Raw genomic sequence first — 19,160 nt, forward strand, 5'->3', positions numbered from 1 at the left:
CGGGTTTTCAGAAAAAACTGTATTTGTGTGACTGTCATCACTCTGCGAGGCACGCTAATATTAACACTTCTCATTTAGCAGAGGTTTTTTCGTCGCGATGTTATCCCGTTTCACTCTAGCCACTTTGATGGCGACACTCATGCTTACCGGCTGTGCACGTCTTGCTGCCGTTACCGGCACATCTACCGACAAGACCGCAACCGCTGATGCCGCAGCTCAGCCTGCCACCACTGGCGCGCCAATTGATAACCAGGATTCGCCATCGCCGTTCGAGAGCGGCCCGACGGTGATCAATGTTTCTCATCTGGTCACGCGTACCGATGATGGTTCTTCCGTGTATGTCACGGTGGATGGACAAGATGCAGGCCTGTTGAAGAAGGGCGAAAAGCGCGAGATTCACGTCGCACCCGGTAAACACCAGATTGGTGGTTACGTGCAGACACTGTTTGGCTTCGGCAAAGTGACCATCGCCTCAGTGGATGTCACCACCGATCCTAAAGCGCCGAAAAACGTGGTTTATTCTGTAACACGTCAGAAACCTGCGTTTAGCGAAACCGACACGCCGCCAAACAACTCTTGATCGCGATGTTTTGTAAGGTCGCCTTGTAGGCGCAGTGCATATCAGTTAAGAATTAGCCACCGCAACTCCAAAGCGATCGCATCGTAGCGGCGCGATTTATCGCGCTGTGTTGATCTTTTAAAATCAACTGAACGCGATAAATCGCGCCGCTACGAAATTGTGCGGTGATTTAAAACATCACTTAACTGATCGGTATTACGCCATTTATGGCTATTCTCGTCGAAATCCCTCCCCCGCATTACCAACGTGCATCGCTAAAACGGTTAAGAACACAATTTTCTATGGCAGATCTGTTAATTAGGTGTTAATTCGCTATGCTGTGGTTTCGCTTTAAACCGGCGTGTAACCCGCGCTGAAGCAGGAGAACAGCTGTGAACTTTAGCCAGCGTGAGCACATCGCTAATGTGGTCGCTCAAGTTGAAAACGCGCACGCAGCCAGCGTGCTCAATCCGCTGGACAATGCGGTTCAGGCTTCGTGGTTACGCTGCGTCAGCGAGCATGGTTTAGATCCCAGCCGCATGCAGGCAGCGCGTATTCTGCCTGCACACCAATTACGCGAACATCGCCAGCAACTGGATGAACTGCGCTTCGTAGCGCAATCCGCTTTGCAGACGCTTTATCAACAAATCGCTCCCGCTGGCTACATTCTGTTGCTGGCCGATGCGCAAGGTGTGGCGGTGGATTATTACGGCGATAGCAATGCCGAGATCAGCTTGCGTCGCGCCGGGTTATTTCTCGGTTCACAATGGTCTGAAGCCTTGTCGGGCACCTGTGCGGTGGGCACGGCACTTGCTACGGGTAGCGCGATTACCGTGCATCAAACCGATCATTTCGATGCTACACATATTCCTCTCACCTGCAGCGCTGTGCCGCTGTTTGACTCGCAAGGTGTCGTTCAGGCGGTGCTGGATATTTCTGCGTTGACCTCGCCACAGCCTCGCAGCAGCCAACATCTGGTGATGCAACTAGCACTAAATCAGGCACAGCAAATCGAGAACGCATGGTTTCTGCATCACCATCGACAAGACTGGATCCTCAAACTCAGCCGCACCTTCGCGTGGGCGGATGTGCATCCAGAACTGCTGCTGGCATTCGATGCCGCAGGTCGTTTGGTCGGCATGAACCAGCCCGCACGCCGGCAGCTTGGCGATGTGCTGGGTTCATCGATCTCGACACTGTTTCGTACCTCGGTTGATCAACTGCCAAATTGGTCTTCGACTGCGCAACAGTTAGAAGACATCAGCGGTCAGCAGCGTTTCTTTGCGCGCACTCAGCAGCCAACGCCACTGCGCATTAAAGCGTCGACAGTAAAAACAGCGCCTGAACTGGCGAAATTAAGCGGCGGCGATAAGCAATTAGATCAGCAGTTGCAGCGTACTACGCGATTGCTCAATGCCTCACTGAACGTGCTGGTACAAGGGGAAACTGGCTGCGGTAAGGAATATTTTGCGCGGGCTTTCCATCAGGCCAGTTCACGCCATCGCGGACCATTTGTCGCGATTAACTGTGCGGCGATTGCCCCCTCATTAATCGAAAGCGAATTATTTGGCTATTTACCGGGCAGTTTTTCCGGGGCAGGCAATCGGGCGCGCAGCGGGCTGATTCAGGCGGCGCACGGTGGCACTTTGTTCCTCGATGAAATAGGTGATATGCCGCTGGAGATGCAAACGCGTTTGCTGCGGGTACTGGCTGAACAAGAGGTGTTGCCGATTGGTGCACGTCAGGCGCAAAAAGTGGATATTCGCGTGATTTCGGCTTCCCATCATACGCTGATGCAGCGTGTGAATCAGGGCCTGTTCCGTGAAGATCTGTTGTACCGCTTGCAGGGCGCGACCATCACGCTGCCACCGTTACGCGAGCGCGAAGATATCGACTGGTTAATCGATCATCTGCTGCAAGCACAGGCGCAACTCAGCGAAAAGGCGCGAGAATTGTTGCGTTGCCATCGCTGGCCGGGCAATGTGCGCGAACTGCACCACGCGCTGCAATTTGCCTTAGCGATGTGTGAGGATGGCGAAATTCAGGCGGCAGATTTACCGGATGCCTTGCAGATTTGTATATCCTCATCGACGTTAGAAAATGAAACACAACGTTTATTACGTCAGCTCAACGCGGCAGGCTGGAATCAAAGTGAAGCGGCGCGACAAATGGGTATTAGTCGTATGACGTTGTATCGCCATATTCAAAAGTTGGGTATTAAACCGCCAAATAGCATTTCGCCATCATAAGGTCGCCATATTTGGCGACCAATTTACGCATGAATTCATGCAATTATTGTGGTGGACGCACCAGAATTTTCACCTGCTGCTTCTCTTTCACCAGCGCTTCAAAACCTTGCTCGACTAAATCATCAAGTTCAATACGCTTAGTCACCAACTTATCCGCCTGGAAATAACCCTGAACCATCAATTCCATTACCGCCGGGAAAATATGACGATAGGCAATAATGCCTTTTACATTGCGTTCGGCCAGCACCACTTTATTTGGATGGAACGAGGCTTCACCTTCCCAAATTGAAACAATAATGGTTTCGCCTTCATAGCGGGTGCTATCAATGCATTGTTTCAACACCACCGGCACACCAGTGACTTCAAACGCCACATCGACGCCACCATTGCTGAGATCGCGGATTTTCGCCACCGCATCCTCTTTACTCGGATCGATCACCACGTTGGCGCCCAGTTCACGCGCTTTCGCGCCACGCTGCGGCGACAGCTCGACCACGTAAATCTCAGCGGCACCGGCGGCGCGCAACGCTTCGATCACCAGCAAACCAATGGGACCTGCGCCAAACACCGCGGCTTTATCACCGGCTTTGAGTTTGCTCATGCGCACCGCATGCAGCGCCACGGCGGCGGGTTCAACCAATGCGCCTTGTTCATAAGAGAGCGCATCAGGCATGCGATGCACCATGTGTTCCGCGACCACGGTGAAACTGGAGAAACCGCCGCCGCCGCCGGATAAACCGTGGAAGCCAAGATCGCCGCACAGGTTATATTTGCCTTCACGGCAGGCTTCACATGCGCCACAGGAAAGAATCGGTTCGACGACCACGCGATCGCCGGCTTTCACGCGGGTTACGCCAGACCCGACCTCAACAACTTCGCCGGAAAATTCGTGTCCCATGACAATCGGTGCGATGTCGTGGCTGATTTTGTGCGGTTGTTCAACCGGTACAAAGATCGGTCCAGCCAAATATTCATGCAAGTCGCTGCCGCAAATACCGGTCCACGCCACTTTAATTTTAACTTTCCCGGCTGAAACCTGCGGTTCTTCAATCTCATCGACGCGAATATCGCGTGCTTTATACCAACGTGCCGCTTTCATTATTTTCTCCTTGAGGTTGGCTGTATTTCTGTCCATTGCCGATAGAGGCCGGTGCAGAATCTCAATGCGGAATTTGCGAGAAGCGTGCCAACAGTTACCGTCGATATATTTTTAATAAAAACAATGCGTTGAGTTTATCTGCATCAGCGATGCTGATGTAACAGCGTTACAGGTGTAACACGTGCAGTTGTCACACTGTTACACCTTGGTCTTAATATGGTTGCGCGCTGCAATTACTCTGATTATTCGCGTGCGTATTGCTTCGCCCTGGCACAATCCTTACATTCAGACACATATCCCGCGAGTGGACACACTGAGATGAAATTCCGTGCTGATATAAACGGCCTGCGCGCCTACGCCGTTATTTTGGTGGTGCTGTATCACGTTGGTGCGGTTGGCGTCAGCGGCGGATTTCTCGGAGTTGATGTGTTTTTTGTTATTTCTGGTTATCTGATGACCGGCATTATTTTAACCGGGCTGAAAAATAACACCTTCTCTTTATTAGTTTTTTATGCCGCTCGTTGCCGACGCATTATTCCTGCATTAGCCGTAATGTGTGCGGCATTATTATTGCAGGGTTATTTCTTCATTCCGCCGGAAGAATATAAAACCCTTGCCAGTCATATTGTTGCCAGTCTGACGTTTACCTCCAATATCGTCTATTTCAAAGAAGCGGGTTATTTTGAAGCGGGCTCAGTCTATAAATGGCTGCTGCATACCTGGTCGTTGAGCGTGGAGTGGCAATTTTATCTGCTATTGCCGCTGGTATTGATGTTCACCGCGCGCTTCTTGCGTCGCCGCTTTGCCTGGGTAATCGGCGTTGGTGCGCTGCTGTCATTTGCCCTGGCGTTGGTCATGGCCCATTTCAGCGCTAGCACCGCGTACTTTATGCTGCCAACCCGCGCATGGGAAATGCTGGTTGGTGGTTTGCTTTTCCTTGCCCCGAAAAGCAGATTGAGTGGCCAATCTTGGGTACCGATTGTGGCTGTTATCGGTTTGGTGCTCAGCGCGTTTTACATCGATTCGGACATGACGTGGCCGGGCATGATGACGTTGATTCCGGTGACATTAACCGCGTTGATTATCCATGCTGGTGGCAGCAACAGCGTGCTGTTTAACAATCGCGTCGCGCAAGCCCTCGGTAAATGGTCGTATTCGATTTATCTCTGGCATTGGCCATTATGGGTGTTCTGGCATCTGGCGGATTTTCCGGTCAATATTGCGTCGCAAACGGTACTTGTGATTCTGTCGATCGTCGCCGGTTGGGCTTCCTTCAGCCTGATCGAAAGTCAGCGCAGTTGGCTCAGCGCACGAACCGCAACAGCATTAGGTCAACCGGCATTAGTGCTGTGCGTCGGACTGCTGGTGATGGCTAAAGACGGTTTACCGGCACGCGCGCCAGAGGTGGTTGCCAGTATCAATCACTATGCACAACAGCGCTTTAACGCGGCACGCGGTTGTTTCACGCTGGATGGACTGCAATCGCCGCAATGTGTGTTTGGTCGCGCGGAACACGTTAATTTGGTGGTGCTGGGCGATAGCCATGCGAACGCGCTGTTATCGTCGGTGGTCGCCAGTGCTAATCAACAATCCGATTCTGTGGTGTTTATCGCCCAATCGAGTTGCCCAACTATTCCCGACATCAATCGTCGTACCCGCCCGGAATGCGGCGCCTTCGTGAAAAATGCGTTTGCGCTGATAGAGCAGAAATATCCCAACGCCTCGGTGCTGATTATCAACCGCTTCTCGCTTTACCTGCACGGCGAGCAGGGCAGCGTGGGTAGCCAGGAATATTCGTTTGCGCAGGATGGCAGTTCGCTGGCGGCTTATCAGAAACATTTTGCCGCTGCGGTGCAGCAACTCGCGCTGCATCGCAAAGTGTTCATCATGACCCCGGTGCCAGAATTTGGTTACGACGTGATTTATCGCATGTCACGTAACGCGATGCGCGGCAATGCGTTGGCGATGACCTTACCGCGCGCAGATTACGATGCGCGCAATCGCGATGCATTGGCGATGCTGAACCAGATTGTGGCGCAAACGCCGAACGTCACGCTGCTTGATGCCGCACAGGCGTTGTGCGATCAGCAATTCTGTTACGGTGCGAAAGACAATGTGCCGCTGTATCGTGACGACAACCATTTATCAGAAATCGGCAATAAAGCGCTGAGCAATGTGTTTTCTGGTATGTGGCGATCGATAAATCGAACGTAGCGCCACTCAAACGAGCAGATCAACATGCGTACCGCCCGGCATTTTTACGCCCAACGTAAGCTCCCCACCTAAAGCTTCGACGTAGCGCTTAAGCGTAGAAATTTTCAATTCAACACCGCGTGCCTCAATCGCGGCCACTGATGGCTGCGCGATATTCATGGCTTCCGCCTGCTGACGCTGAGTGCGCTGCATTTGTTCGCGTAACTTATACAGTTGGCTTTCGAGACGCATTTGGCTGACGCGTTCATCAACCTGCTGCTGCTGCTCTGGCGTTAACGTCGCCAGCATTTCATTAAGTGTTTTCATGTTGGCTTTTCTTCAATGAGTTCAGGTGAAGTTGATATTCCTGCTCGGCGATAATGAGCATCTCTCGGTAGAAGCGCTTTTCGTTCTTGCCGGCTTTATTGCCAGCACAAAACACAATGGCTTTGCGCAGAGGATCAAAGACAAAGAAACCACGTAATGGCCGACCATTACTCTGTACGCGTAGTTCTTTCATGTTAGATATCTTTGAGAAATAAAGCGTATCAACAAAAGGGCGTCCTAAGTGTGGTCCTTCCTGAGCCAGTAGTTTCAACGCCGCGAGCATATCAATGCGTATCGCGTCATCTTGTAATTCAAGCCAAGACCAAAATCTGTCCGTTGCTTCAACATTCCACACAATGACCATCCTTGATAGGGTAGAGTCTATTTTATAGCTCGTAGTCTATCAAGAAGAATTGCGTAAAAGTCCTCACCCAGCACAACAATCGTGATTGCTGGATCTCGTCCACAAGAAATTTAGGCCGCGTTTCATCACCAAACTATTTTCTGTAATGCAGATGGCATTTTGAGATTGGTTGATCGACTGCTTAGCCGCCAGAAGTTAGTCGCAAACGTAATTCATGTTCAATGCAGCCGGGCAGTTAAAGCCCGTAAATGCCCGCGCAATAACGCATGCAGTGCGCGGATGGCGGGTGAAAACTGTTTGCGGTGTGGGCAGATCAGGTGCAGCGGCGTGCTTTCGCCGGGTAAGTGTGGCAGCACGATTTCCAGCCGTCCCGCCTGCACATCGTCACACACATCAATCCATGATTTATAAGCGATGCCCATGCCAGACATCGCCCAACGGCGCGCTACTTCGGCGTCATCACAGAGCATGCGACTTTTCACGGTGATCTGTCGGCGCATGCCATCTTGCGGAAACGTCCATTTGTCGTAAACGTGGCCGCCCATAATGAACAGCAAACAGTGGTGATGCTGGGCGATCTCTTCGAGCTGCTGCGGACGGCCATGATGATCCAGATAGTCCGGTGACGCCACCATCACGCGGCGATTGTCTTCGGCCAGCGGCAGCGCGACGTAACTGCTGTCCTCTAATTTGCCGTAGCGAATGGCGATATCCACCGGATCGCGGAATACATCGCTGATCTGATCAGAAAAGGCGAGACGCACAAACAACGCCGGATGTTCGCGACAGAAGTCAGTAATTAGCGGCAGCAGGATATTGCGGCCAATATCCGAAGGCAGCGCGATTTTCAGTTCGCCGCTCAACGCATCTTCATCGCTTTGCAAACTGTCGGCACCGGCATGCATCAGCGCCAGCATCTCTTGGGCATACGGCAGATACTTTTCACCTTCAGCGGTGAGACGCAGGCTGCGGGTGGAGCGGGCAAACAGGCGTCGATCCAGTTCGCGCTCCAGCCGCTGAATCGCCGCGCTGACCTGACCGGGCAGCAAATTTACCTCACGTGCTGCGCGCGAAAAGCTGCCAAGCGCCGCCGATCGCACAAACAGCGTGACGTCTTCCAGTCGAACCATCTTCTTTTTAACCGTAATAGTACTCAGGGATTTTCACTCTAAAAGTGAAAGTGTTGTTCTGCAACCGGCATTTTTCATCGCCCACTGGCTCGCTATGCTCAATGCCACTGACCAAAACTGCTCAACAATAAGGATTGCTGAATGAAAGCCATCGTTTATAGCCAAAACGGTTTACCGATTTCTGATGAAAAGGCGCTGTACGAACTTGATGTGGCGAAACCCACGCCTGGCGCACGTGATCTGCTGGTAAAAATTCACGCCATCGCAGTGAATCCGGTGGATACCAAAGTGCGTGCCGGTGCGCCAACCGACAAGCCGCGTATTCTCGGTTGGGATGCGGTTGGGGTGGTGGAAGCGGTGGGCGCGGATGTCACCTTGTTCAAGGCGGGTGATGAAGTGTTTTACGCCGGTGATATCACGCGCGCGGGCAGCTACGCCGAATACGGTTTGGTGGACGAGCGCATTGCCGGGCATAAGCCGCAATCGCTGAACGCCGCCGATGCTGCTGCGCTGCCGCTGACTTCATTAACCGCGTGGGAATTGCTGTTTGATCGTTTGGAAGTCGAAGCCGATGACAACTCCGCGCTGCTGATTATCGGCGCAGGTGGCGGTGTGGGATCGATCCTGACGCAGCTCGCCAGCAAGTTGACCAAACTGACGGTGATTGGCACTGCATCGCGCCCGGAAACCGCGGATTGGGTGCGTTCACTCGGTGCGCATCATGTGATTGATCATTCTCAACCGCTGGCAGAACAACTGGCGGCGATTGGACATAAAGAAGTGCGTTACGTCGCTTCGCTAACGCACACCGACAGTTATTACGATCAGCTGATTGATGTGATTGCCCCGCAAGGCAAACTGGCGTTGATCGACGATCCGCAAACGCTGGATGCGGTGCCGCTGAAGCGTAAAGCGATATCCCTGCATTGGGAATTGATGTTCACGCGCTCGTTATTCCACACCACAGATATGCAACGTCAGCATGATATCCTGCAACGCGTGAGCCAACTAATTGATAATAAAACGCTACAAACCACCGCTGGCGAGCATCACGGCACCATTAACGCCGCCAATTTGCGTAAAGCGCATGCGTTGATCGAGAGCGGACGCGCACGCGGAAAGATTGTGTTAAGCGGGTTTTGATTCTGTCAGGTCGCCATTTAGGATGACCGAGAAAACGTATTAATTTTATTAGATTAAGGATATGTCATGACACTGAACGATGCAGTTGCACGCCGCCACACCGTAAAAGCTTTTGAACAGGGCAAAAGCTTGCCGCAGGAAGAGATCGAAACCTTGCTCAACGTGCTGCGAAACAGCCCGTCCTCGGTGAATTCACAGCCGTGGCATTTTGTGGTGGCATCCACCGCCGCAGGTCGTGAGCAAATCGCGCAATCCACCGATGGCGCGTTTGTCTACAACAGCCCAAAAGTGCTGAATGCATCGCACGTTATCGCACTCTGCATGCGTACCGATCTGGATGAAGCGCATCTGAATAATGTGCTGGCTAAAGAAGAAGCCGACGGACGCTTTGCCAAACCAGAAGGCAAAGCCGGGCAGGATAAGAGCCGTCGCAGCTATGTCGATATGCATCGTTATGAATCGCGCGATATTCCACAGTGGATGGAAAAACAGGTTTATCTGGCGCTGGGTGGATTGTTGCTAGGTGCCGCGATGTTGGGCATTGATGCTACGCCGATGGAAGGCTTCGATCAGAGCGCATTGGATAAAGCATTGGGCCTGCGTGAAAAAGGCTTTACCAGCGTGGTGCTGGTGTCGCTAGGTTATCGCAGCGATGCTGATTTCAACGCCGGATTGCCAAAATCACGCCTGCCGCGCGAAGAGATTTTCACCTTTATTTGATGCTTTGAGTCGTTGCTGGTCGCCATGAATGGCGACCTTACGAAACTAATCAGGAAATTGCAGCATAAAGCGGTTCACACCATCTGCACTGCGAACGCTGCAACTGCCATGATGTAATTGCATAATGCTGCGCACTATCGACAAACCTAATCCGCTACTGCTGTGCTGCCGTGCGGTATCCGCGCGCCAGAAGCGATCAAAAATACGCGCCTGCTGCTCTTCAGTTATCGCCGGGCCGTGATTCTCCACCATCAACGCAGTGCCCTGATTAAAGATGCGCACCGTTGAATGGCGGTCGCCGTAACGCAATGCGTTCGCCATCAAATTGGCCAGCGCGCGTTGCAGCAATTGCGCATCGGCGTGAAGTTCGCCGTGCAGCGCCATGTCTAGCTGCATCGCTTGTTCTTCCGCCATGCCGTCAAAATAGTCCTGTAATTTATCGCCAAGCCGCGCCAGATCGATGGCCTGCAAATCCAGCACCTGACTGGCATCTTCCGCTTTCGCCAGAAACAGCATGTTGTCGATCATCTTGGCAAGCCGTTCCAGCTCTTCATAATTGGAACCGAGCAGCGCTTGATAATCGCCAACGCGGCGCGTTTGGCTGAGCGCGACTTCAGTTTGTCCGATTAACGTATTGATTGGCGTGCGCAGATCGTGCGCCATATCGGCGGAAACCTGGCTGAGTTGCTGATAACCGCGTTCCAGGCGGCTGAGCATCTGATTAAACGACGCGATCAGCGGCTGCAACTCGGTCAACGAGGGATCGGGCATGCGAGGTGCAAGATGGCGTGCATCAATCGCATCCGCTTCTGCCGCCAGATGGCGCACCGGCGCTAAACTGCGTCGCACCAGAGCAATGCTGATTGCTGCCACCATCAACGCTGCCAGCGCGGTAGCAACAATGATTTGATTGCGATAACTGTTAAGTGTCTGAGTGCGATCGCTCATCAAGCGGCCCGTGACGATCTCAATCTCGCCGCTGCCATCGCGCGTGGATGTTAGCGCCGCCGCCGAGATAAAGGGCGTGCCATCCTCGCTAACCTGATGATGCACCGACGAAAGCGCCAAAGGTTGATCGGCAGCAACCGGGGTTATCGTCGGCACGGGACGCTGGCCGGGATTCACCACAATCAATGGCGGCTGGCCGGGAAAGCGCAACACCAGCAGCGACTCGGTATTGCCGAGCATGTTGGCGAACAAGCGCGGTTTCTGCTGAATCAGCGTGATGGCATCTTCATCGCGCAGCAAGGTGCGGATTTGGTCAATACGCGTCAATAACGCCGCATCATCGCGCACGCCAATTTGCGCGGCTAAGGAGTGATAAAGCGCAATGCCGCTGAGGGAAAAAATCACCATCACCGCGAGGCTCAGCAGCAACGACAGGCGATTGGCGAGAGAATGGCGCTTCATGATTCGGCTTCGCAGCGGTAACCGACACCGTGCACGGTATGAATCAGCGGTTGGCTAAACGGGCCATCGATTTTATGCCGCAGACGTTTAACCGCTACATCCACCACGTTGGTGTCGCTGTCGAAATTCATATCCCATACGCGTGAAGCAATTACTGTGCGCGTTAATACTTCGCCGGGATGCTGCATAAACAGATGCAACAGATTGAACTCTTTATTGGTGAGATCGATGCGCTGACCGCCGCGTTCCACGCGACGTTTCAGGATATCGAGTTGCAAGTCAGCGAGCGTGAGCACATCCGGCAGCTTTTGCTGGCTGCCGCGCCGTAACTGGGTGCGCACTCGCGCCAGCAATTCGGCAAAGGAAAACGGCTTGACCAGATAATCATCAGCGCCCAACTCCAGCCCTTTAATGCGATCTTCCAGCGTGCCTTTGGCGGTGAGGAAAATCACCGGCGTGTGAATCTGTTTATCCAACGTCGCCATTACTTGCCAGCCGTCCATTCCGGGCATCATTACGTCGAGCAATATCAGATCGTAATGATGCTCCTGGGCATAGAACACGCCATCCTGACCGTTTTCCGCTACATCGACGATAAATCCCGCTTCGGTCAATCCTTTGCGCATGTACTCGCGCGCTTTGGCTTCATCTTCAATCACCAAAATTTTCATGCGCATCTCCACGGGAGGTTTATTTATGACTGAGCGTGTTGCGCGGCTTGTTCTATCAACTTCGCGACATCAGCAGGGTGCGATTGATACACCGAATGGCTGGCTCCGGCGATTTCTACCGTGTGGCTGTGCGCGCGTTTGGCGTACATCCGCTCCAAATCTGGACTGATGATTTTGTCAGCTTTCGCCACCATGTACCAGCTAGGCTTGGTCTTCCACGCCGGGTCTGGAATATTCGCCGTGAACACTGCGGCGTTGGTTGGCATCTGGGCGTGCGCTTCAAAATCGGCCTGCGCGGCGGGTAAATCAGCGGCAAAATCGCTGTGATAATACTGGGGCGCGATGGTCAGATAGCCATCGATCGATTTAGCAAAAGGATGCGCGCTGTTAGGGAATTTCTTGCCGTTGCTGGCTTCGGTTTCGCCGTTATCCAGCGCATGCGCGGCGATATACACCAATCCCGCCACTTTATTATCGTTGCCTGCTTCACTGATGATCGCGCCGCCGTAGCTGTGGCCGACCAAAATCACCGGGCCATCTTGTTGATCGATGATGCGGCGTGTGGCGGTGACATCTTCCGGAAAGCCGGTCAGCGGCTCCTGCACCAGCGTCACTTTATAGCCATCATGCGTCAGACGATCGTACACCGGACGCCATCCGGCACCGCCGACAAACGCACCGTGCACCAACACAATATTCTTCACGGTTTGCGCCTGAGCCTGAGCCGCGCCACCTGCCATCGCCAGCAAAATACCTGCTGCTAGCGTGAGTTTTTTCAATGTCATTTTCGTGCTCCTGATTGGAAAGGTTGGTCCACAGGATATGAAAAGCGCGCTGACAACGTGGTGAGTGAGTTATGACAAAAGAATGACATTGGTGGCGATTGTCAGGGCGCAGTCCTTATCAAATGCATCCAGTCATCATCGGAAACTGTCATGAAGTGATATTTGAAGTAAAAAATCATAAGTTGATTATTATATGTATGGAGGATGCAATAGTAATAGTCTTTCAGCATTGAGCTGATATTTAATAGTTAGGGGGTAAACTTCAATTTCCAATCATTTAACAACTATGAGCGGGTATCGATTTTATTTACTTCGCTATCATAACTGTATTAATAAGGAGTGCGCATATGCATTTTCATAATAAATCATGGAAAGATAAAGCGTTTGATCTCGCGGAAAGCGGAATTTCATTGGGGATGCTTTGTCAGCTGCAAGCATCAGTGTACGCATGGGCTGCCGCAGCTGAACTTGCTGAACAATATTTGCAGAATGACGACATATATTATTGGATTATGGGGGGATATGGAAAATCCTTGCAAGAGAATGGAAGCCATGATGAAGCGATTAAATATTCAAAACGTGCCTATGAATGGGAGCTTAAGCGAGGGCAGCCTTTATCTTCACTCACCATCGCTCAATCTTTAATGATAAAAAAGGATGTTGATTCAGCAAAACCGTTCATACAAGCTGCTTATAAAATTATTGGTGACGAGATCTATTCACAATTCCCTGATGACCAAACAGCGCTGTTAAAAACGTTGCTTTAGCACCTTATATTCCTGTCTTAATTAATTTATGAACAGCATGCCTTGGGTACACCAGCAATCTAACGCTTGACCCGGCATGCGATCTTATCTTTATCAGCATGCCATCCCAAATCGAGAGCCTTGGCCACCACTTCCGCTCAATCAAAGCATAAATTTCGTGAACATCCTCGCAAATTGAACAGTTCCTGCGCGTGACGACTTGCCAAACTTCGTGGCATATGTAATTTATTACATAACTTCACAAATAATCGTGAAGAAGGAAAGTACATTACAACTCGTTGCCAAGGATCCTTCCTCATGTCCGAACTCAAGTTTGCTACACGTTTGAACTCTTTTGCCTCCGGGGCGCACCTGTATTGGCCCGATTTGCAGGGCAAACCCTCTGTACTGCAAATGATTGCGCGTGCCGGAAACGTAAAGGGGCTAACCCATCTGGATCTCAACTATCCGCAGCATATTACCAGCGATATCAGCACCATGCGTGAGGCGATTGCCGATGCGGGTTTAGCCGTGAACGGTATGCAGATGCGTTGGGATGCGCCGCAATTCAAAATCGGGGCTTTCACTAACCCAGATGCAAAGATTCGTCGTGAAGCGATCGAACTGACTAAACGCGGTATTGATGCCGGGCGTGAATTTGGTTCCAGCTTGATGACGTTGTGGATGGGGCAGGATGGTTTCGATTACTGCTTCCAGGCCGATTACAAAAAAATGTGGGAAGACGCAGTTAGCGCGGTGCGTGAAGTGGCGGAATATGCGCCAGATATCGACGTCAGCATTGAATACAAACCCAATGAACCGCGCGCGTACAGCATCTTCCCGAATGCCACCACGTGCTTGCTGGCGGTGGAAGAGGCCGGTTGTGCCAACCTCGGCATCACCCTGGATTTCGCGCACGTGCTGTTTGCCAACGAAATTCCGGCCTTTGCCGCCGCGATGGTCGCGCGCCGTTCGCGTCTGCTCGGTTTGGATCTGAACGATGGCTGGGGCAAACGCGACGATGGCTTGATGGCCGGTTCCGTCAACCCACGCGCTACGCTGGAATTCCTCTGGCAGATGCAGCGCGATGGCTATCAAGGCGCTTACTACTTTGACACCTTCCCGGATGCCAGCGGCCTTGATCCGATTCGTGAAGCCGAAATTAACATCGCCACTGTGACGCGCCTGCTGAAATTATGCGAAAAACTCAATAATAATCCGGCACTGGAAGAAGCGATCAGTCGTCAGGATGCGGTGGCATCGCAGCAAATTGTCAATGACATCATGCTGGCCCGTTAAGCACCAGCCAACCCTGCAATACTCGCTAAAACTATAAAAAGGTTAACACCATGAAAAAGCTCTTACTCTCTGCTCTCACCTCGGCGCTGCTGTGCTCCAGCGTGTACGCTGCCACCTTAGCGCCGCTGAAATCTGACTCTGAACCCGATCGCACCGATTGGACGCAGTTGGAAAGCAAATATGGCCCAATGCCGAAAGTGGACGCCAAACTGAAAATTGGTGGCGTGTCGAAAACGCTGACCAACGAATACTGGCGTTCACTCGGCGAAGGCTATCAAAACGTCGCGAAACAATATGGCTTCACCGTGGCGTATCAAGCGGCAGCCAATGAAGATGATCAATTAGGCCAGTTGTCGATTGCTGAAACGCTGATTGCGCAAGGATTTAACGGCTTGCTGGTGTCGCCGCAAACCGATATCAACCTGGAACCGGCGCTGGAAAGTGCCAGCAGCAAAGGCATTCCGGTGGTCAACGTTAACGATGCGGTGGTGCCAAGCGCGCAGTATTACGTCGGCAACGTGCAGAAAGATAACGGCGTGCGCGTGGCGAAATGGTTCATTCAGCATCATCCAGAAGGTGGCAAAGTGGCGGTGATCGAAGGCCAGCCGGGCGTGTATGCCGCCGGTCAACGCACCGCCGGATTCAAAGAGACGCTGCAAGCTAACGGTAAGTTCAACATCGTTGCCAGCGTGCCCGCCAACTGGAGCCGCGAACAGGCGTTCAACGCTGCATCGACCATTTTACAGCAACATCCTGATTTGATTGGTTTCTACGCCAATAACGACACCATGGCGCTGGGCGTGGTGGAAGCGGTTGCGGCGCAAAGCAAGTCGAAGCAAACCGCGGTGTTTGGTACTGATGGCATTTCAGATGCATATGCATCAATCAAACGCGGCGAATTGACCGGCACGGTGGATAGCTTCCCGGTGTTGACCGGCGAAGTGGCAACTGAAGTGATCCTGCGCATTATCGGCGGGCAGAAACTGTCGCGCGTCGTGGCAACGCCGCAAGCGCTGATCACCAAAGACAACGCCGATGCATTCTCAACCAAAGACAACAACAAGCTGCGTCAGTTGCTGGCTCAGCAATAAAACAGGCGGAGAGCGTATGGAACAGTATCGCTTAATGATGCGTGGCATCACGAAAACCTACGGCAGCGCGATTGCGTTGCAAGAGGTGGATTTTATGGTTCGTCCTGGTGAAGTTCACGCGCTGATTGGGGAAAACGGCGCGGGGAAATCCACGCTGCTGAACATCCTTTCGGGCGTGCGTCCGGCGGATAACGGTGAGATTCAGGTCAACGGCCAATTGGTGCAGATGAAGAATCCGCTGAGTGCGCGCCATGCTGGTATCGCCATGATTCATCAGGAGTTGCAGCATGTTCCAGAGCTCTCCGTAGCGCAGAATATGTTTTTGGGCCGCCCGCTGACCACCATGAACGGTTTGTTTGTCGATAAGCGGGCGCAACTGGCGCGCGCGGTACACATTCTTAAGCAACTCGATCCCAGCATTAATCCCGCTGAGCCGATTAAGAATCTCAAAGTGTCGCAACAGCAGATTGTGGAAATCGCCCGCGCTTTGCTGGATGAAGCCAAAATCATCGCGATGGATGAACCGACTTCCAGCCTGACGCCGCGCGAGTTTGAGCGTCTGGCGGAGTTGATCAGCGATCTCAAATCGACCGGCGTGTCACTGATTTACGTTTCGCACAAGATGAACGAGATTTTCCAGGTCTGCGATCGCGCCACTATCATGCGCGATGGTCGCCAGGTGGGTGTGGTGAACATCTGCGACGAAACTGAAGAGAGCATCGTCGCCAAAATGGTCGGCCGTAAAATCGAGAAGCTGGAGCACCATTCGTGGGCTACCGATCGTCAGGTGTTGCAGGTGGAGAATGTGGCGCGCGGCCATGAAATCAAACCGGCCAGTTTTAATGTCTGCGCCGGGGAAGTGTTGGGCATTGCCGGATTGGTCGGCGCAGGGCGCACTGAACTGCTGAAGCTGATCGCCGGTATCGACAAACGCAGCGCCGGTGAAGTTCGGGTGAATGGCAAAGCGGTGAAGAATCACAACGTCAGCGCCGCGATTCGCGCAGGCATTGGTTTGGTGCCTGAAGATCGTAAGAAAGAGGGCATTATCAAGGCGCGTGCGGTGAAAATGAATATGGCGTTGCCTTCGATGCGCAACTTCACGCTCGGCGGCGTAATCCGTAAAGCGAAACTGGATGAAGTGGCGCAGGAAGTGATGTCGGATTTAAAACTGCGCCCGCTCAACATCGAAAAACCGATTGGCACGCTCAGCGGCGGTAATCAGCAAAAGGTGATTATTGGACGCTGGGTGGCGGCGGATGCGGAAGTGTTTTTATTTGATGAGCCAACCCGGGGAATTGATATTGGTGCCAAATCGGAAATCTATAATCTGATTGAGAAACTGGCGCAGCAAGGCAAAGCGATTGTGGTGGTCTCTTCGGAAATGACGGAGATATTGCGCGTGTCCGATCGTGTGTTAGTGATGCGCGAAGGGAAAATTACGCGAGAGTTACAGGGCGCAGAAATCACTGAAGAGAATATTGCACGCTTCGCCATTAATGATCTTAAAGAAGCCGTTTAACGCTTACTCTACCAAGGCTAAATTATGATGACGCAAACAACTACTCAGCCTGCGGCTGCGCCGTCGGCACTGCTGAAATTCAATCTACGTGATGCTGGCACCTTAATCGGGCTGGTGATTATCGTGGTGACTTTTTCATTCTTATCGCCGGTATTTTTCACCGTGCCGAATTTACTGAATATTCTGCAACAGTCATCAATTAATGCGTTGATTGCATTAGGCATGACGCTGGTGATTATTTCAGGTGGGATTGATTTATCGGTTGGGCCAACCGCCGCGCTTTCTGCCGTATTAGGCGCAACCATGATGGTGCTGGGCGTGCCGGTGCCGCTGGCGATCATGGCAACATTAGGTATTGGCGCGCTGTGCGGCGTGTTTAGTGGCACGTTAATCGCTTATGCCGGATTACAACCGTTTATTGTGACGCTGGGCGGATTATCGTTATTCCGCGCCATTGCACTGATTTTTACTGGTGGTAATCCGGTGTTTGGTATTCCAATGGAATTCCGCAGCATTATTAATAGCGCCGTATTTGGCGTGCCGACACCGATTGTTATTGTGGCGGTGATCGCACTGTTATTATGGGTAGTAATGAATAAAACCCCGCTCGGTGAATATATTCTGGCGGTCGGCGGTAATGAAGAGGCGGCACGCGTCGCCGGTGTGCCGGTAAAACGCACCAAAGTCACGGTGTATATTATTTCTGGCACCTTAGCGTCACTGGCTTCTTTAATCCTGATTGGGCGCTTAGGCGCGGCAGAACCGACCATCGGCAATCTGTGGGAATTGGATGCCATCGCTGCTGCGGCGATTGGTGGCGCATCGTTGATGGGTGGTAAAGGCAGCATCATCGGCACGTTGATTGGTGCGATCATCCTCGGTGCGTTGCGTAATGGCTTGACTCTGCTAAATATTCAGGCTTTTTATCAATTGCTTGCTACCGGCCTAATCATTATCATAGCGATGTTGATTGACCGGGCGACAAGAGGCAGGTAATGAAGCAAGATCCGCGAGCCATTGGCGCTCAAATTCGCATGCGCTTACCGCAACTGACGCCGCTAGAACGACGCGTAGCAGAAGCGATAATTGCCAGAACCGACATTAATGAACAAACATCGTTGCAGGAAATCGCCGAAGAAAATGGTGTTTCACAAGCGATGATTGTGAAAATTACGAAAAAGCTCAACTTCACTGGCTTTCGTAATTTTCGTACCGGATTGATTTATTATAATCAGTCAGAAGTGGCCGGTTTGCATGCGGAAATTGAGCCGGATGATTCGTCGGAACAATTGCTGGCGAAAGTATTCAGAACCTCGATTCAGGCAATAGAAGAAACGTTGTCGATTCTGGATATTGCGCAGTTTAATCGTGCAGCAGAAATATTATTTAAAGCGCGTCATATTGATTTATATGCGGTGGGTGGCTCGGCCACGGTAGCGCGCGATTTATCGCACAAGCTACTGAAGATTGGTATTAAATCCACCGCCTATGACGATGCCCATATTATGCTGATGTCGGCAGCGGTTTTGTCTGATGATGATGTGGTTATTGCCATCAGTCATTCCGGTGCCACGCGTGCGGTAAATGATCCTATTAAGCTAGCGGCACGCAATGGCGCAAAAATTATTGCGATTACCAATTATGCCGAGTCGCCTATTGCGCGTAATGCGCATGTGGTTCTTACATCAACTTCTCAGGGATCGCATCTGCTTGGCGAAAATGCCGCATCACGTATCGCGCAATTAAATATTCTCGATGCGTTATTCGTCGCGATTGCCAAAAAAGATTTAAAGCTGGCTGAAACCAATTTAATGAAAACCCAGCGAGCGGTTCAGGATCTGCGGGATTTTTAAAT

The 19,160-nt window shown here is 52.0% G+C and carries 18 protein-coding genes; 11 read left to right on the top strand and 7 right to left on the bottom strand.

The annotated features are described in order from the left end of the window. Nucleotides 1-97: 97 nt before the first annotated feature. Complete coding sequence (locus tag ABDW13_RS03440) at nucleotides 98-580, top strand: hypothetical protein (protein WP_343551010.1); 483 nt, start codon at nucleotides 98-100, stop codon at nucleotides 578-580. A gap of 371 nt (nucleotides 581-951) precedes the next feature. Then, nucleotides 952-2,808 (top strand): sigma-54-dependent Fis family transcriptional regulator, encoded by a 1,857-nt coding sequence (locus ABDW13_RS03445; RefSeq protein WP_343551011.1) that lies wholly within the window; start codon nucleotides 952-954, stop codon nucleotides 2,806-2,808. A gap of 43 nt (nucleotides 2,809-2,851) precedes the next feature. Here the strand turns inward: ABDW13_RS03445 and ABDW13_RS03450 are convergent, their stop codons facing one another. Beyond that, nucleotides 2,852-3,907, bottom strand: a complete 1,056-nt coding sequence (locus ABDW13_RS03450; RefSeq protein ID WP_343551012.1) for a 2,3-butanediol dehydrogenase — start codon at nucleotides 3,905-3,907, stop codon at nucleotides 2,852-2,854. A 318-nt stretch (nucleotides 3,908-4,225) separates the two neighbouring features. On the opposite strand from ABDW13_RS03450, the gene ABDW13_RS03455 reads away from it, so the two are divergent. Continuing rightward, complete coding sequence (locus ABDW13_RS03455) at nucleotides 4,226-6,121, top strand: acyltransferase family protein (RefSeq protein WP_343551013.1); 1,896 nt, start codon at nucleotides 4,226-4,228, stop codon at nucleotides 6,119-6,121. 6 nt (nucleotides 6,122-6,127) lie between these two features. Here the strand turns inward: ABDW13_RS03455 and ABDW13_RS03460 are convergent, their stop codons facing one another. From ABDW13_RS03460 to ABDW13_RS03470, 3 genes are all read right to left on the bottom strand, one after another. Next, nucleotides 6,128-6,427 carry a helix-turn-helix domain-containing protein gene (locus ABDW13_RS03460; RefSeq protein WP_343551014.1) on the bottom strand — a complete coding sequence of 100 codons (300 nt, stop codon included), beginning with the start codon at nucleotides 6,425-6,427 and terminating at the stop codon, nucleotides 6,128-6,130. Continuing rightward, the gene (locus ABDW13_RS03465) at nucleotides 6,414-6,782 is read right to left on the bottom strand and encodes a type II toxin-antitoxin system RelE/ParE family toxin (RefSeq protein WP_343551015.1); all 369 of its coding nucleotides are present in this window, start codon (nucleotides 6,780-6,782) and stop codon (nucleotides 6,414-6,416) included. The genes ABDW13_RS03460 and ABDW13_RS03465 overlap by 14 nt, the downstream gene beginning before the upstream one ends. Before the next feature lie 227 nt (nucleotides 6,783-7,009). Then, complete coding sequence (locus tag ABDW13_RS03470; protein ID WP_343551016.1) at nucleotides 7,010-7,921, bottom strand: LysR family transcriptional regulator; 912 nt, start codon at nucleotides 7,919-7,921, stop codon at nucleotides 7,010-7,012. A 141-nt stretch (nucleotides 7,922-8,062) separates the two neighbouring features. Between ABDW13_RS03470 and ABDW13_RS03475 the strand changes: the two genes are divergently transcribed. Then, nucleotides 8,063-9,064 (top strand): zinc-binding alcohol dehydrogenase family protein, encoded by a 1,002-nt coding sequence (locus ABDW13_RS03475; protein ID WP_343551017.1) that lies wholly within the window; start codon nucleotides 8,063-8,065, stop codon nucleotides 9,062-9,064. A 66-nt stretch (nucleotides 9,065-9,130) separates the two neighbouring features. Beyond that, nucleotides 9,131-9,784 (top strand): oxygen-insensitive NAD(P)H nitroreductase, encoded by a 654-nt coding sequence (gene nfsB, locus ABDW13_RS03480; protein WP_343551018.1) that lies wholly within the window; start codon nucleotides 9,131-9,133, stop codon nucleotides 9,782-9,784. A 45-nt stretch (nucleotides 9,785-9,829) separates the two neighbouring features. Here nfsB and ABDW13_RS03485 read toward each other — a convergent pair whose 3' ends face one another. From ABDW13_RS03485 to ABDW13_RS03495, 3 genes are read right to left on the bottom strand one after another with little or no spacing between them, the layout of a single operon-like run. Further along, complete coding sequence (locus ABDW13_RS03485; RefSeq protein WP_343551019.1) at nucleotides 9,830-11,194, bottom strand: heavy metal sensor histidine kinase; 1,365 nt, start codon at nucleotides 11,192-11,194, stop codon at nucleotides 9,830-9,832. Further along, entirely contained in the window at nucleotides 11,191-11,865 is a 675-nt protein-coding gene (locus ABDW13_RS03490) for a heavy metal response regulator transcription factor (protein WP_343551020.1), read from the bottom strand. Before ABDW13_RS03490 ends, ABDW13_RS03485 begins: the two co-directional genes overlap by 4 nt. A gap of 23 nt (nucleotides 11,866-11,888) precedes the next feature. Then, nucleotides 11,889-12,650 carry an alpha/beta hydrolase gene (locus tag ABDW13_RS03495; protein ID WP_343551021.1) on the bottom strand — a complete coding sequence of 254 codons (762 nt, stop codon included), beginning with the start codon at nucleotides 12,648-12,650 and terminating at the stop codon, nucleotides 11,889-11,891. Nucleotides 12,651-12,997: 347 nt separating this feature from the next. On the opposite strand from ABDW13_RS03495, the gene ABDW13_RS03500 reads away from it, so the two are divergent. The 6 genes from ABDW13_RS03500 to ABDW13_RS03525 all read left to right on the top strand — a co-directional run bounded on the left by ABDW13_RS03500 (nucleotide 12,998) and on the right by ABDW13_RS03525 (nucleotide 19,158). After that, nucleotides 12,998-13,417, top strand: a complete 420-nt coding sequence (locus ABDW13_RS03500) for a hypothetical protein (protein ID WP_343551022.1) — start codon at nucleotides 12,998-13,000, stop codon at nucleotides 13,415-13,417. Nucleotides 13,418-13,714: 297 nt separating this feature from the next. Continuing rightward, entirely contained in the window at nucleotides 13,715-14,695 is a 981-nt protein-coding gene (locus ABDW13_RS03505; RefSeq protein ID WP_343551023.1) for a TIM barrel protein, read from the top strand. Between the two features lie 50 nt (nucleotides 14,696-14,745). Then, nucleotides 14,746-15,786, top strand: coding sequence for a substrate-binding domain-containing protein (locus tag ABDW13_RS03510; RefSeq protein WP_343551024.1), 1,041 nt, complete (start codon nucleotides 14,746-14,748; stop codon nucleotides 15,784-15,786). Between the two features lie 16 nt (nucleotides 15,787-15,802). Next, nucleotides 15,803-17,305, top strand: a complete 1,503-nt coding sequence (locus ABDW13_RS03515) for a sugar ABC transporter ATP-binding protein (RefSeq protein ID WP_343551025.1) — start codon at nucleotides 15,803-15,805, stop codon at nucleotides 17,303-17,305. A gap of 24 nt (nucleotides 17,306-17,329) precedes the next feature. Continuing rightward, complete coding sequence (locus ABDW13_RS03520) at nucleotides 17,330-18,301, top strand: ribose ABC transporter permease (protein WP_343551026.1); 972 nt, start codon at nucleotides 17,330-17,332, stop codon at nucleotides 18,299-18,301. Beyond that, nucleotides 18,301-19,158, top strand: coding sequence for a MurR/RpiR family transcriptional regulator (locus ABDW13_RS03525; RefSeq protein ID WP_343551027.1), 858 nt, complete (start codon nucleotides 18,301-18,303; stop codon nucleotides 19,156-19,158). Before ABDW13_RS03520 ends, ABDW13_RS03525 begins: the two co-directional genes overlap by 1 nt. The last annotated feature ends 2 nt before the right edge of the window (nucleotides 19,159-19,160 follow it).

It is taken from the genome of Pantoea sp., from assembly GCF_039594315.1.
Taxonomy (GTDB): Bacteria; Pseudomonadota; Gammaproteobacteria; order Enterobacterales; family Enterobacteriaceae; genus Pantoea.